This is a genomic window from bacterium (assembly GCA_036382775.1).
Taxonomy (GTDB): domain Bacteria; phylum Hydrothermota; class Tepidihabitantia; order SM23-42; family JAOAFX01; genus DASVHD01.
Genome location: DASVHD010000029.1, coordinates 191,309 through 205,197, shown reverse-complemented (window position 1 = coordinate 205,197; position 13,889 = coordinate 191,309). Strand labels below are relative to the sequence as shown.

Genomic DNA, 13,889 nt, shown 5'->3' with positions numbered 1-13,889 from the left:
ACTGCTGAAATATGAGTTCATATTTTTTCGAAAAAAGTTTTTATTAAAATCGAGAATTACCTTCATAAGGATATACAAAAAAAAGCGAAAGTCAAGGCAAAAAGAAAAAATTATTAAAAGTAATTGGCACGGATATTGCATTGACGCTATCCGCGCGCGAATTTCCGATCGCGCGGTGCTAGATCGTGCCTGAATTCGCGCGCGACAGCGGTTTTCATCGCAATTGATTGACAGTCGCTTCAATTTGTTGTATAATTGAACATGATGATCATGATGTTCGCCATGCAGTGCTGCTGTCTCGCGGGAAGCAGCGCGGCAGCCGACGCTTTTGTCCAGACCGGCATGGCAACTTATTATGGTGATGAGTTCCACGGGAAGAAAACCGCCTCCGGAGAGAGCTATAACAAATGGGCGTTGACGTGCGCCCACAAAAAACTCCCGTTCGGAACGAAACTGAGGGTCACGAATCTGAAAAATAATAAGAGCGTTGTCGTGCGGGTCAACGACCGCGGACCATGGGTCAAAAACAGGATAATCGACCTGTCCTTTGCCGCGGCCAAGGAGATCGACATGATCGCGGACGGTGTGGTAAAGGTGAAGATCAAAGAGATCAGATGATCAGCCGGTCTGCGCGTGCGAAGATCAACCTTGGTCTTAAGATCGTCAACAAGCGGGAAGACGGATACCATAATATTGAGACGACTTTCACGACGATAACCCTTGCCGATAAGCTGTTGTTCGACGAAACCGAGTCGGGGATAGCAATCAATGCGCCGGGATTAAAGCTAAGCCAGGAAGAAAATATTTGTTTTAAAGCAGCCGATCTGTTTAAATTGCGCTACGGGCTGAGAAAAGGCGTAAAGATCACGCTGCTGAAGAACATTCCGGTCGGCGGCGGTCTGGGCGGCGGTTCATCGGACGCGGCCGAGACCTTGAAGGGCCTCCGTGAAATGACGGGCGTTAATGTTTCAGATGAAGAGTTAATGGTATTGTCCCGGGAGCTCGGTTGCGATGTGCCATTTTTTATAAAGGGAGGAGCGGCATATGCCCGCGGCCTTGGCGATGAACTTAAATTTTTTAGAATGCCCAAAATGTCGCTTCTGATCTACTATCCCGGGTATGCGGTGCAGACAAAGTGGGCGTATGAAGAATATGACAAAAGGCTATTGACGCCCGCTGTAAATCTGGATATTATTGCAGGAGACCGTAAAAAGAAGAAGGCTGAAAGAACCGGGTTCACGGGCTATGGTTTACATAACGATTTTGAGCAAGTAGTTTTCAGTGCTCACCCGGACCTTCTTGATGTCAAAGCGCATATCCTGGCTAGCGGTGTTTTCATGGTATCCTTATCTGGCAGCGGATCGTGTTTGTATGCCGTTATTGATGAACAAACGAAAATAAAAGCTAAAAAATATTTTTCAGATATCGGCGCGGTATATTTTGAAGCAGAATCAGTACCTTGATTAGTAATTGTGTAATTGGTAATTAGTAATTGACAAAACAGATAGAGAAACACTTTAATGTTATTTTCTTGAAATTACGTTAATTACTAATAACTAATAACTAATTACTTTCTTTGATGGATTTGGGGCGTCGTCTAGTGGCAGGACCCAGGATTTTGGATCCTGTTGCGGAGGTTCGACTCCTCCCGCCCCAGATGAAGGCATGAGGTTATGAGGTTAGGAAGTTATGAGGATAAGTGAATAGCGGGATATTAAGGAGGTTTAATGGATGAAATAAAGTTATTTGCAGGAACCACGAGCAGTGAGTTAACAAAAGATATTTCGAAACATATCAAGGTTGAAATCGGGAACAGCGTTGTGCGGCGATTTGCTGACGGAGAACTGAAAATAAAGATCGAGGAGAATATCCGGGGCCGTGACGTTTTCATTATCCAGTCAACAAACCCACCGGCGGAGAATCTTCTGGAATTACTGCTCTTTATGGACGCGGCAAAGAGGGCCTCGGCTGACCGGATAACTACCATCATTCCTTACTATGGTTACGCGCGCCAGGACCGCAAGGATGAGCCAAGGGTGCCGATATCATCAAAACTGATCGCCAACCTGCTGACGGTCAGCGGCGCGAACCGGATCCTGACGATCGATCTTCATTCAGAACAGATCCAGGGCTTTTTTGATATCCCGGTCGACCAGTTGTACGCGGCGCCGGTATTTATCGAGTATTACCGGTCGCGGGCATTAGATAACTATGTGGTTGTTTCGCCTGACGCGGGACGCGTAAAACATGCGCGAGGGTTCGCACGTCGACTGGGCAAAGAAATACCCATCGCCATCGTGGATAAGCGTCGAACCGGTCCAAATCAGTCTGTTGTTTACAATATCATCGGCGATGTATCAGGCAAGACCGCATTGATATATGATGATATCCTTGATACCGGCGGAACGATGATCGGAGCAGCTGAGGCAATGATGGAAAACGGAGCAAAGGAAGTCTACGCTTGCGCGGTTCACGCCTTGTTGTCAAAAGACGCGCCGCTGCGGATAATGAAGTCAGCGATCAAAGAACTGGTGGTAACGAATACCATACCGCTGGATAGCGCAAGAATAAATAAAAAGATCAAAGTCCTGTCGGTTGCCAAACTGCTGGGCGAAGCGATCATGAGGATCCATAAAGCGGAATCAATAAGTGTGCTATTTAAGGAGGTTGAAGAATGAAAATTGATCTGGAAGCATTCGTTTACACCCGGGAAAAGAAAGGCGATATTAAAAGGATGAGAAAAAACGCGAAAATACCGGGCGTTGTCTATGGGCATAAAGACAAACCTAAAAGGATTTATGTCCCTGAGAAGGAATTTAAAAAAGTACTGGAAATACTAAGGAAAGAAGTGGTGACGATCGACCTCAAGGTTGATGATAAACATTACCCCTGCCTGATCAAATCTGTCCAGCATAACCCCATGACCGGCAACCTCCTGCACGTTGATTTCCAGCATATCTCGAAGAAAGAAAAGATCAAGGCAACCGTCCCTCTGCATATTCTTGGCGAAGCGCCGGGGGTAAAAGAAGGCGGTGTGCTTGATCAGCATCTGCGCGAGATCGTTGTCAAATGTCTGCCCGACGACATACCGTCGCATATTGACGTTGACATCTCCAAGGTTTTGCTTAACCATACGATCCATTTGAAAGATATCAAACCAGCCAATGTTGATTTTGAGCTGGGACCTGAAACCGCCGTTATCTCATGCTCGACGCCAAAGGTCGAGAAAGTCGTGGTTGCGCCGGTGGTCGAAGAAGGAGCAGTCCCGGCTGAAGGAGCGGCAGTTGAGGAAGGCAAAGAAGTTAAGGAAGGCAAGGAAGGTAAAGAAGGCAAAGAAGAAAAATCGAAAGAGGAAGACAAAGCAGGAAAAGACAAAGCTACGAAAGAGCCGCCTCCAAAAGGCAAGTAATACCATTTGGACCGGTCTGGCGGATCTGCCGATCTGAGCTGATTATGATCATCTTTGGCTTGGGAAATCCCGGGGAGCAATACCGCAATACCAGGCATAATGTCGGTCATATTTTCTTAAACCTCCTGGCAAAGCATTTTCATAAGCGTTTTATCAGACGAAATGATCACTATGCATGTTCATTGAATGTAAAGGGCAGCGCTTTGACATTCGTCAAACCTGTCAGCTGGATGAATCTGTCCGGGGCCGTCACTGCCAGACTAACGGTAAAATACAAACAGGAGATCCTGGTCGTAGTCGATGACATTGCCTTGCCATTGGGCAGGATGAGGTTAAGGACCCGGGGAAGCGATGGCGGGCATAAAGGTCTGCGGTCGATCGCCGAACATTTGAAAACAGATGATTTTGCCAGACTGCGGATCGGGATCGGAAAACCCGATATTAATCCGGCTGACTATGTGCTGTCACGGTTTTCCAAGGCAGAAATGAGTGTGGTTAAAAAAGTCATCGATGAAGGTATCAAAGGGATCGAGATCGCGGTCAAAGACGGATTTGAGAAAGCGCAGAACTACATTAATGCTGTAAATCTAACGGATAAATCCGAAGCACTAATATCGAAATCCTAAACAAATCCAAATGGAAAAAACGTTTTCGTTATAGGGCATGGCCGCTGGTATCGTTTTACGGTGTTGTTAAAGGAAAAAACCACGTGTGACGATAAACGAAAGACGATACGGGCAGCGATGCCGAATAACGAATTACAAGAGATGTCTTCTTACGAATTTCGAATATAGGATTTAGAGTTTACCATGAAAATAGGTATTGTCGGCCTGCCCAACGCCGGAAAATCGAGTTTGTTCAACCTGCTGACCAAGGCCAATGCTCAGGTCGCGAAATTCCCGTTTACGACCATCGACCGGAATGTCGGCATGGTCATGATCCATGATGAGCGGTTTGACCGGATCATCGAGATCTTGAAACCTGCAAAAGCTACGCCGGCCGCGATCGAATTCGTCGATATTGCTGGTTTGATCAAGGGCGCCTCCAAGGGCGAGGGCCTGGGTAACCAGTTCCTCTCCCATATCCGGGATGTCGATATCATCGTTCATCTGCTCAGGTGTTTTGAGGCCGCGGATATTCCGCTGGGGCACAGCGAAATGCAGATCGATCCCCTGCGTGACTATGACATCGTGAGAACCGAGCTCATGCTCGGCGACCTGGATCTGGTTGAGCGCAGGCTTGATAAGATCAAAAAGAAGTTCGAAGTCAAAGAAGAGTTCGATAAACTGACCAAAATCAAGGAATCGCTGGCAAAGGGACAGGTCCCGCAGTCGACTGTGCCTGATCTGCCCCTGCTTTCGACCAAACAGGAGATCATCGTTCTTAACCTGGATGAAGACGGCGCGTTTCAAACTCCGATCCAGGGCTACCGGATGTCCGTGAAGCTTGAAGAAGATATCTGCGATTTTGACGAAAAGGAAAAGACCGAGTTAAGGGTCAGCGGCAAGCTTGAACCAGGGGCGCTTTTCGGCCTGGTGAAGTTGTGCATGGAAAGACTTTCGGCGATCAGTTTTTACACGATAAAGGGCGAAGAAACCAGGGCGTGGATCATCAGGAAAGGCACCAAGGTGATCGACGCGGCCGGGATGATCCATTCCGATCTGAAAGAAGGTTTTATCAAAGCCGAGATCCTTGATTTTGATGGTTTTGTCAAGGACCGCGGTTTTACGCAGGCACAGCATCTTGGCCACACCAAGATAGAAGGCAAGGAATACATTGTCAAAGACGGCGACATCGTCTTGATAAAGTTCAGGGGTTGAGGAACTGAGACGCTATATATTTCAATGCGTTTACCAATACTTCCCCTCCCTCGATGGCAACATTAAAAATCAACATTCAATAACAGCGATTGTAAAAGATTTTTCTCCACGTTGCCATAATGGGGGAGGAATTATGATGCGATATTTCTAACGGGGTTGACACCACAAAAATAATCGTTATAATTTCAATAAGAAGGCAAGTACTTTTGCTTCGTTCCAAAGGGCTTGCTGCAAGGAGGATTTATGGCAGTGTGGGCAATAATCGTTTTTGCTGTAGGCGTCATCATCATGTTATTTCATATTTTCCAGGCACCAGCCGCGTTTTCCTACTTATGGGCAATTATTCTAATGGTCATTGCTTTTGTCATGTTGTACCGGATTGCCCAGAAGGAAAAGGAAGCTGAGAAAGAAAAGTTGGTGGAACGAATTCAGGAGCTAGAGGCTCAACAGCAAAAGCAGGAGAAAAAAGAAGAGCAAAAATAAAATCCCCCTCTTATCCCCCTTTATCAAAGGGGGAAGAAGGGGGATTAAAGAAATACAAATTCAGGGCAGCTGGTCAAAAACTATCAGTTTTTCCTCGGTCATTTCCTTGATGGCAAAATCCGGTCCTTCGCGGCCGATGCCGCTGCCCTTGGTCCCGCCGTAAGGCATATTATCGACGCGGTAAGTGGGGGTCTCGTTGATCAGCACCCCGCCGGCGTCGATTCCGGAAGCGCACTCCAGCGCCTTGTTCATGTCACGCGTGAAAACCCCTGCCTGCAAACCGTATTTTGTGTTGTTCACTTTTTGGATCGCTTGTTCCGTGGTCTTGAACGTGTTGACTACGACGATGGGCGCGAAGGCTTCTTCCTGGACAACCAGAGCGTCCTCCCGGGCATTAAAAATGATCGTCGGCAAGAACACGTTTCCCTGCCTGGATCCTCCCATGATCAGGATCCCCGAATGTTTTTTCGCGTCTTCACAGAACTGGGCGGCTTTGTTCAACGCCGTTTCATCGATCATGGGACCCATTTCCGTGTCTTCGGCCATGGGATCGCCAAACTTGATCTGTCCGACCTCAAGGGATAATTTCCTCAGGAACTCTTCCGCGATCTCCTCTTCGACGTAAACCCGCTGGATGCTGATGCACACCTGGCCGGCCAGCGTATAACCCCCTCGTCTCACTTTTTTCGCCACGTAGTCAAGCGGCGCGTCCTTGAACACGACGACGGCCGAATTCGAACCGAGCTCCATGGTCACCCGTTTCAAGCCGCAGTTCGCCATGATCGTTTCTCCGACTTCAAGGCTGCCCGTGAAGCTGATCTTGCGGGTCGCCCGCTCCTTTACAAGTTGATTACCGATCGTGCTGCCCGGTCCGACAACGACCGTAATGCCGGCTGGCGGCAGCCCGGCATCAACCAGCGCCTGGGCCAGCATAATGCCAGAGAGGGGTGTTTTGGTGGCGGGTTTATGGATGACCGAATTGCCGGCGGCAATGGCCGGTCCGATCTTGTGACAGGACAAATTCAGGGGAAAATTAAAGGGCGAGATCGCCAGGACTATGCCCAGCGGCACCCTCGTGAAATATCCGGTTTTCTTCGTCGGTCCGGCCAGGTCGAACCTGACGGTCTCGCCAGCCAGCCTTGTGGCCGCAACGGCTGAAAGATGCATGGTATTGATGCCGCGGTCGACCTCGGCCCGCGCTTCGTTGATGGTTTTTCCGGCTTCCAGGCAGATCGTCCTGGCAAGATCCGGCTTTCTTTCCTGCATCAGTCCGGCCGCGCGCTCGAGGATCCTTGAGCGGTCGCCGGCTGGCAGCTGTTTCAGGATAGCGAAACCCTGCTGGGCGGTCTCCAGGATCCGCGGGATCTCTGACAAGCCGCACGATCCGACCTTTTCTATCACCGTATTGTCATAAGGATTGATGACCTCCACGGTTTTGGGCAGTGATACTTTCTTGCCTTGCAGGAACACGTTCTTTTCGCTATAGTTTGAACAGTAGATAGATCGTCACGAATATGAAAATGACGGTCAAGACCGTGATGTTGAGAAATAACCCGAAGGAAAACATGATGAAACCAAGATTGATGGTGACCGTGGAAAATCCGATCTTGAGCGCGTCGAAAAAGAAGCTCTTTACCGGTCCCCTGGGGAATATGTTGTTGAAAAAATAAGAAAGAACTGAACCAATGATACCGCCCACGATAATGCCCAGAATAATTATGCCGATCTTTCTTCTTGCCGCCATTGTGCACCCGCCTTCCTGTTATGGTGTGTTAAGATCTTGTTTTTAAAAAAATTTCGTTCTATTAATTCGCGCCTCATACTATGACACTTACCTTTTCCCCGCATTTTGAGCACTGGTCGCCCTTTAATCCTTTTAGCAGCGCCTTGAAATACAGGCGCTCGATCAGCAGGTTCTTGCATTTCGGACAATAAGTATTCGCGCCTTCGTCGCCGGGCACGTTCCCGAGATAGACATAGTTCAGTTTCTCTTTTGCCCGCTCGTACGCGTATTCCAGGGTGCCGGTCATGGTCGGCGCTTTCTTGTACTTGTAGTTTGGATAATAGCGGCTGAAATGGAGCGGGATATTCCTGTCGATGGAGGCGACGTAATCGATGAGCTGGTTGATCTCCTCTTCCTTATCGTTCAGGCCGGTGACAAGCAGGTTCGTGATCTCGACATGGCAGTGCCGGTGCGCTTTTTCGATCGTTTTCTTGACCGTGTCAAGGTCGCCGCCCAGTTTTTTCCTGTACACGTTGGGGTTGATACTCTTGAGATCGATGTTCATAGCGTCGATAAGCCCGAGCAGGTCTGCGAAAGGCGCGTCATTTATCAGCCCGTTGGTGACGAGCACGTTCTTTCCGCCGTTATCCCTGATGATCTTCATGGCATCGAGGAGGTATTCAAACCACATCAGCGGTTCGGTATAAGTGTAAGAAACGCCCAGTCCGCCGTGGTCCTTGAATATCTTCAACAGCATTTCGGGCGGCAAGTACTGGGTCGCGGTGTCGACCTGGGAGATTTCCCAGTTCTGGCAGAACGGGCAGCGCATGTTGCAGCTGTTGCAGGCGATGGACAGGATCTGGCTGCCCGGATGGAAATGGTAGAGCGGTTTTTTTTCGATCGGGTCCAGCGCGACCGATGTCGTCTCGCCGTAATCGAGCGCCATGAGTTTGCCGTTCTCGTTAATGCGCGAGCGGCAGATGCCTTTGTTATCGGGCTTGAGCTTGCAGAGATGAGGGCAGAGCAGGCACTGGACATATCCGTCCGCGCTCTGGTAGTATTTGGCCTCGATTTTCATCGGTTTGTGACCCGTTTCAGCGCGCCGTTCTCCTCATAGTATATTATACCTTTAATGTGTATCGAGTCAAGAAACTTTAAACCGTCTTCAGGGCCCATGACCGCGACCGCGGTGTCGATGCCGTCGGCGAACGCGCATTCCCTGGCAAAAATAGTGACCGACGCGAAGTGCATTGCCGGGCATCCGGTTCGCGGGTCGATTATGTGCGGATAACGGCGGCCATTGATCATAAAGTACTTTTCGTAATCGCCCGACGTGGTGACCGCGCTATCCGCCAGCTCGACCGATTCGATCGTGCCTGCGGCCCTCGGGTTCTTGATCCCGACATGCCAGGGCCGGTCATAGGGGGACTGGCCGACTGCCAGGACATCGCCGCCGATGTTGATGATCGCCGAGAGGATTCCGTATTTACGTATGATCTTACCGACGCGGTCCGCGGCATAACCCTGGGCAATGCCGCCCAGGTCGAGCACCATGTCCTGCGGAATGAATATGGAATCCCCCCGGATCATGATGGCGCGGAAATTGACCCTGCGGCGCGCTGCCGCGATCGCGGCATCTGAGGGCATTGCCTGTTTGCCCGAGTAGAAGCCCCAGGCTTCGAGCAGCGGGGCGACCGAAATGTCGAAAATCCCGCCGGTCAGCCGTGAAATGGAATCGCACAGCGTAAAAAGGTCGGCCATGTCCCGGTCAACGCGCGCCTTCTTGTTCTTGTTCAGCGCGCTCAGCCAGCTCTGCGGTGAAAAAAAGTTGTAAAGAGAGTCAAGATAACGCAGTTCCTCGTCGATCTCGGCGGCGGTCTGGCTGGCAAGACCGGCGTTCGAACAACTGTACGTGATCTCGCAGGGACCGCCCATGATGAAGTTCGTGTACGTGAATTCTTTTTTCTGGGCGCAGGAGGTCATGAAAAACAGCAGGTAGAATAGGAGATAGAACACCGGCAGGATATTTTTTCTCACTTGGCCCCGCAGAAGATGACCAGGAGCACGCCGGCAAAGGCGGTGATTATGCTCATTGAACGCCGCAGATTGACCGGTTCCTTGAGGAAGATCCCGGCGAAAATAAAAATGAATATCGTGCTTGTCTGGTTGAGCGCGGAGGCGGTCGACGCGAACGTGTATTTCATACCGGCAAGCCAGATCAGCATTGCCACGTACGCTCCAAGGAACGAGCTGCTGACCATGAACGGCCAGGTCTTGGCTTCGAACATCGTGCGGAAAATCCGGGCGCGGCCGGGGAACAGCAGGAAAATGACCGCGAGCACGGCGATGCCACCGACCAGGCGGACCTCGGTAGCCCAGACCAGCGGAGAGACGGTCAGCACCGGTTTCATGAGTACAACGCCGGCCGCGCTTGTGGCGGCCGACAAGATACCAAAAAGAATACCTTTCATGATCCGGGCACGGCTGACTTTTTGAGAATTTTTTTCAAGCGAGGATAAGAGGATCGCGGCTACGATCAACGCCACTCCCAGTGCCTGCAGGATAGTAAAATGCTCGTGCAGCAGGAGGATGGAGAACAAAATAATGAACGGCGAGCCCATGCAGACGACGATGCCGGTAAGGCCGGCGCCAAGGGCGTTGAGGCTTAGAAAATAGAGCGTATCGCCGAACGCGATGCCGATCGCGCCGCTGGCGAGCAGGATCAGGTATTCGCGCGCCGAGGCCGGGAAAAAGAGTTTCTCCCCGAACAAAAAGACCGTGGGGATAAAAAGAATAATAGCCAGGGAATTCTTAAAGAGATTGAGGGCCAGAGGATGCACCTTTTCGCCGCTTTTGCGGAACAAAATGACGGCCACCGCCCAGATAACGGCGCACAGAATGGAAAAGAACTGGCCCGCGTACTGGAAACTGCCCATGGCTGATAGTATAGCTAAAATACGTGCTGATTCAATATCCCCCTCCTTTTTTTCCTCCCCACTTGTGGGCAGCATCAAAGATTGAACCCTCACTTTATTCCTCTCCCTTGGAAAGGGAGAGGGCAGGGGTGAGGGATAATTGGTGTCCCTATGGGAGGCGGGTTAGGGGGGTGGGAACGAATCGCCGATGCGGTTCTACTGGACGGCGACCATCGCGGATTCGAACAGGATCGCCGGCATAACGCCCTCATACGCCGGATGCGCTATGTTCTCTATGTCGATGATGTTTTTCATCAGATCATAGATATTGCCGGAAATCATGGTGTTCTTCACGCGTCCGCGGATCTCGCCGTTCTCGACGTACAATCCCGGTGATAGCCCGATAGAAAAATCACCGTTGGGGATATTTCCGCTGTGCGCGCCCAGGCAACCGAAAACGATGATCCCGCGCCGCATGGTTTTTATTAGCTGTTCAAAGCTTTTATCGCCGGTTTTGATGAAAAAATGGTTCAGGCAGGGCGCCGGCCTGGTCGATACGGGGTCGACGCTCCACATCGCGCTGCGGTAGCCGTGGCCCGTGGAAGAGGTTTTCATTTTTGCCGCGTAATTCAGGTCATAGTAGAAATTCTTGATACACCCGTTCTCAACGATGTCCAGTTTCCGGCATGGCGTGCCTTCGTCATCGAATGACCGGGCGCCGGTATACCTGTCGTCAAGCGGATCGTCGTAGGCGCTGAACTTGGGATCGAATATCTGTTGTCCCAGTTTATTGATGACCGGAGATTCTTTTTTATATACACTACGGCCATTCATGGCGCTCTTGAGACGCCAGATCAGCGTATACATTTCCTCTGGAACAAACAGGATCTCCATTCTGCCACCGGGTGGTGTCACTTCCCGGGTCGAGGCATTGTAGATCTCTGCCAGCTGCTCCATGGCTCCGCCATTTAAAGGCATGAAACCTTTTGCATCCCCTCGACCGCAGATCGCGGCGCGTGTGCCTGGGAAGGAGAGATCCGCACCTATGTTATAAGATGTCGACTGTATCGCGATATCAGTGCCCGCCGAATTGATGATATGCACCTTGGCGGCTTGACGGTAGAGATAGACATCCAGCTGGGCTTTGGTTAGCTTACTAAGGAAGCCGATCACCCGTTCGCATTCCGCTGCGAGCTCGGAGCAGGACATTTTTTCCAGCGCCTGGTCATAGGTTGCAAGCTCTTTCACCTGCTTTGTACTTGGGAACGCGAAATCAGCAACAACGCCTTCGCGCATGGAAGCCAGGGCATTCTGGACCATCTGGTCGAAATTTTCGCGGTTTCTCGTATACGCAAAACCAATATGACTATCTTTTATTAAACGTAAACTTGTGCCTGACTGCATTGAACTGTAAACATTCTTAAGACGGCTGTTCTCGTAGACCAGCGCATCGTACGATTGTTCAAAATTATAGATTTCCGCGTCACGGGCTGATTTACGGGCTTGCTCGAGCAGTTTTTCCATATTAATGTCCTCCGACCACGAGATCCCGGACTAAAATATGCGGCCCCCCGTGGCACGAACGGATATTGATCTGCCCTTTACCGCAGCCTCCGGTCTGAGACAGGACAAAGTCATTGGCGACCGCGCTTATATTCTGCAATGTCTGGTAAAGGTTGCCCGTGATGTTTATGTCCCTGATCATGCCGCTTTTCTTGCCACGTTTGACAATATAACCGTATTGAGCGCCGAAAGTAAAATCCTCGCCGCCGGTCTGTCCTCCCTTGGCGTCAACAATATACAGGCCATCGCCGAGTTTGGCAAAGAGTTCATCGACGCTATCCTTGCCCGGTCGGATAAAAATAGTGCCCATACGAACGATCGGCGCGTAGCGGTAATCCTCGGCAACGCAGCGGCCGTTAGCCGGCTCGTCGAATTCGGCGGCGGTCCGTCTCGAATGCAGGCGTCCGGCGAGGATCCCTTCCTTCAATAAGGTCACTGCCTGCGCCTTAACGCCCTCGTCATCGTAATAATAAAAACCGAGCTGGTCCGGCATGGTCGGGTTATCCGTGATCGTCACGATCGCGCTGCCCAGGCGCGCGCCGATCTGCATTTTTTTGCGCATCGTCGGGTAGTCCTCTATCGAGTCAGCTTCGGAAAAATGCCCGAATGCCTCGTGCGTGAAAACGCCGGCCATGCTGTTGTTCAAAATAACGTTGTAAACGCCGCCTGAGACTGGCTGCGCCTTGAGCAGTCCTACCACGAGCTGTTTTTTGTTCTCGAACACATCGTCGCGGTTGCGCAGGATGGCGAAACCGTTGCTGCCGCCTACCGCGACCCGGATATTCTGCAGGAGCGTGCCGTCGCTGCTGGTTATCATGCCGCTGATGCTGGTCGTGACCAGATCTTCGCGGACCTGCGCGCCGTCGGAACTGATGAAGTATTTTTCCCGGACAGTCTCGAGGTAACCGATGCTTGTAGTCGCGATACTGGGATGGCTCGTGGCGATCGAGTTGTAGTGTTTTGTCAGAGCGATCTTTTCTTCAAGCGATATCAAGCGCGGGTCTTCCTTAAGGTTTGGCTTGCGATCTTCTTTAATGACAGGCACCGCGGCAATCACGGTCGGTTTGGCATTGGCGCGGCCGATAATCTTTGCGTTATCAAGGCTTCTTTTTACGGCTTTTTCCAGGTCTTTTTCCCCGGTGAATGCGCACGACGCGAACCCGCCGCCCTTGAGAACACGGAGCACGAACCCGTCGCTGGTATTTATCGCGACCTGCGAGAGCTCTTTCCCGTCAAACGAGATCCTCGTTTCGTGCTTGATCTCATACCGGATGTCGGCGTAATCGGCGGGGATGGACGCTAGAGCTTTTTTAAGCCGGTCGAACACAGGACTCTTGTATGGGTTATTTGCCTTCCATGACCTGGACCATGACGCGGCGGTTGTGCCGCGGGCCGTCGAACTCGCAGAACATGATCGACTGCCAGGTCCCGAGCATTACTCTTCCCTTGTAAAGCGGTATGGTCAGGCTCGGACCGACCACGGCGCTGCGGATATGGGCGGCCGCGTTCTGGTCGATATGATCATGAAGATAATTGGCGCGCTTCGGGATGGCTTTTTCCATGGCTTTTAAAAAATCGGTCTTGATGTTCGGGTCGGCGCTTTCATTGAGGATCACGCCGGCCGTGGCATGGGGTATAAAGACGTGGACGATCCCGTCGGAAATTTTTGATTTGTTGACCAGTTCGATCACCTCGTCGGTGATGTCGATCAATTCTTCGTTCTGGGTCGTGGAAATGGTGAATTCAAACACCGCCATGAACAATTTTACATAAAAAACATCTCTGTGCAAGGGTTTATTCCGTTCCTCTGTCATTCCCGCGCACGCGGGAATCCAGATGTTCTAAATCCTGGACTCCTGCTGGAGTTTATTCCGTACAAAGATACGCGGCAGGAGTGACAAAAAGAGATGCTCTTGTATTTTTCGTAATTACAGTATAATTAATAGCACGGTAGTATAATAGCTATATAGATAATC

The 13,889-nt window shown here is 50.7% G+C and carries 15 protein-coding genes and 1 tRNA gene; 8 read left to right on the top strand and 8 right to left on the bottom strand.

Annotation, left to right across the window (positions count from 1 at the left end; translation table 11 throughout):
- Positions 1-261: 261 nt before the first annotated feature.
- From VF399_06175 to VF399_06140, 8 genes are all read left to right on the top strand, one after another.
- Complete coding sequence (locus tag VF399_06175; GenBank protein ID HEX7319925.1) at positions 262-618, top strand: septal ring lytic transglycosylase RlpA family protein; 357 nt, start codon at positions 262-264, stop codon at positions 616-618.
- Positions 615-1,463: a 4-(cytidine 5'-diphospho)-2-C-methyl-D-erythritol kinase gene (ispE, locus tag VF399_06170; GenBank protein ID HEX7319924.1), complete on the top strand. Its 849-nt coding sequence runs from the start codon at positions 615-617 to the stop codon at positions 1,461-1,463. Before VF399_06175 ends, ispE begins: the two co-directional genes overlap by 4 nt.
- A gap of 123 nt (positions 1,464-1,586) precedes the next feature.
- Positions 1,587-1,657, top strand: a tRNA-Gln gene (locus tag VF399_06165).
- A gap of 70 nt (positions 1,658-1,727) precedes the next feature.
- Positions 1,728-2,678 (top strand): ribose-phosphate pyrophosphokinase, encoded by a 951-nt coding sequence (locus tag VF399_06160; protein ID HEX7319923.1) that lies wholly within the window; start codon positions 1,728-1,730, stop codon positions 2,676-2,678.
- Positions 2,675-3,409, top strand: coding sequence for a 50S ribosomal protein L25 (locus VF399_06155; protein HEX7319922.1), 735 nt, complete (start codon positions 2,675-2,677; stop codon positions 3,407-3,409). The genes VF399_06160 and VF399_06155 overlap by 4 nt, the downstream gene beginning before the upstream one ends.
- A gap of 44 nt (positions 3,410-3,453) precedes the next feature.
- Positions 3,454-4,035, top strand: coding sequence for an aminoacyl-tRNA hydrolase (pth, locus tag VF399_06150; protein HEX7319921.1), 582 nt, complete (start codon positions 3,454-3,456; stop codon positions 4,033-4,035).
- A 183-nt stretch (positions 4,036-4,218) separates the two neighbouring features.
- Positions 4,219-5,229 (top strand): DUF933 domain-containing protein, encoded by a 1,011-nt coding sequence (locus VF399_06145; GenBank protein HEX7319920.1) that lies wholly within the window; start codon positions 4,219-4,221, stop codon positions 5,227-5,229.
- Positions 5,230-5,472: 243 nt separating this feature from the next.
- Positions 5,473-5,712: a hypothetical protein gene (locus tag VF399_06140; GenBank protein ID HEX7319919.1), complete on the top strand. Its 240-nt coding sequence runs from the start codon at positions 5,473-5,475 to the stop codon at positions 5,710-5,712.
- A 60-nt stretch (positions 5,713-5,772) separates the two neighbouring features.
- On the opposite strand, the gene VF399_06135 is transcribed toward VF399_06140, so the two are convergent.
- The 8 genes from VF399_06135 to VF399_06100 form a co-directional block, all read right to left on the bottom strand.
- Complete coding sequence (locus tag VF399_06135; GenBank protein HEX7319918.1) at positions 5,773-7,182, bottom strand: aldehyde dehydrogenase family protein; 1,410 nt, start codon at positions 7,180-7,182, stop codon at positions 5,773-5,775.
- Between the two features lie 10 nt (positions 7,183-7,192).
- Entirely contained in the window at positions 7,193-7,456 is a 264-nt protein-coding gene (locus VF399_06130) for a hypothetical protein (GenBank protein HEX7319917.1), read from the bottom strand.
- A 73-nt stretch (positions 7,457-7,529) separates the two neighbouring features.
- Complete coding sequence (amrS, locus tag VF399_06125) at positions 7,530-8,513, bottom strand: AmmeMemoRadiSam system radical SAM enzyme (GenBank protein ID HEX7319916.1); 984 nt, start codon at positions 8,511-8,513, stop codon at positions 7,530-7,532.
- Positions 8,510-9,472, bottom strand: coding sequence for an FAD:protein FMN transferase (locus tag VF399_06120; protein ID HEX7319915.1), 963 nt, complete (start codon positions 9,470-9,472; stop codon positions 8,510-8,512). Before VF399_06120 ends, amrS begins: the two co-directional genes overlap by 4 nt.
- Positions 9,469-10,371: a DMT family transporter gene (locus tag VF399_06115; GenBank protein HEX7319914.1), complete on the bottom strand. Its 903-nt coding sequence runs from the start codon at positions 10,369-10,371 to the stop codon at positions 9,469-9,471. Before VF399_06115 ends, VF399_06120 begins: the two co-directional genes overlap by 4 nt.
- A 195-nt stretch (positions 10,372-10,566) precedes the next feature.
- Positions 10,567-11,874: a metallopeptidase TldD-related protein gene (locus VF399_06110; GenBank protein ID HEX7319913.1), complete on the bottom strand. Its 1,308-nt coding sequence runs from the start codon at positions 11,872-11,874 to the stop codon at positions 10,567-10,569.
- A gap of 1 nt (position 11,875) precedes the next feature.
- Complete coding sequence (locus tag VF399_06105) at positions 11,876-13,240, bottom strand: TldD/PmbA family protein (GenBank protein HEX7319912.1); 1,365 nt, start codon at positions 13,238-13,240, stop codon at positions 11,876-11,878.
- Positions 13,241-13,256: 16 nt separating this feature from the next.
- Positions 13,257-13,670: a secondary thiamine-phosphate synthase enzyme YjbQ gene (locus VF399_06100; GenBank protein HEX7319911.1), complete on the bottom strand. Its 414-nt coding sequence runs from the start codon at positions 13,668-13,670 to the stop codon at positions 13,257-13,259.
- Positions 13,671-13,889 lie beyond the last annotated feature (219 nt).

Bases quoted from the DNA above. Each gene is read 5' to 3' on its own strand.
- VF399_06155 (HEX7319922.1), top strand. From the start codon at position 2,675: ATGAAAATTGATCTGGAAGCATTCGTTTACACCCGGGAAAAGAAAGGC.
- VF399_06110 (HEX7319913.1), bottom strand. From the start codon at position 11,874: ATGGAAAAACTGCTCGAGCAAGCCCGTAAATCAGCCCGTGACGCGGAA.
- VF399_06115 (HEX7319914.1), bottom strand. From the start codon at position 10,371: ATGGGCAGTTTCCAGTACGCGGGCCAGTTCTTTTCCATTCTGTGCGCC.
- amrS (HEX7319916.1), bottom strand. From the start codon at position 8,513: ATGAAAATCGAGGCCAAATACTACCAGAGCGCGGACGGATATGTCCAG.
- VF399_06140 (HEX7319919.1), top strand. From the start codon at position 5,473: ATGGCAGTGTGGGCAATAATCGTTTTTGCTGTAGGCGTCATCATCATG.
- VF399_06175 (HEX7319925.1), top strand. From the start codon at position 262: ATGATGATCATGATGTTCGCCATGCAGTGCTGCTGTCTCGCGGGAAGC.
- VF399_06160 (HEX7319923.1), top strand. From the start codon at position 1,728: ATGGATGAAATAAAGTTATTTGCAGGAACCACGAGCAGTGAGTTAACA.
- VF399_06145 (HEX7319920.1), top strand. From the start codon at position 4,219: ATGAAAATAGGTATTGTCGGCCTGCCCAACGCCGGAAAATCGAGTTTG.
- pth (HEX7319921.1), top strand. From the start codon at position 3,454: ATGATCATCTTTGGCTTGGGAAATCCCGGGGAGCAATACCGCAATACC.
- VF399_06130 (HEX7319917.1), bottom strand. From the start codon at position 7,456: ATGGCGGCAAGAAGAAAGATCGGCATAATTATTCTGGGCATTATCGTG.
- ispE (HEX7319924.1), top strand. From the start codon at position 615: ATGATCAGCCGGTCTGCGCGTGCGAAGATCAACCTTGGTCTTAAGATC.
- VF399_06100 (HEX7319911.1), bottom strand. From the start codon at position 13,670: ATGGCGGTGTTTGAATTCACCATTTCCACGACCCAGAACGAAGAATTG.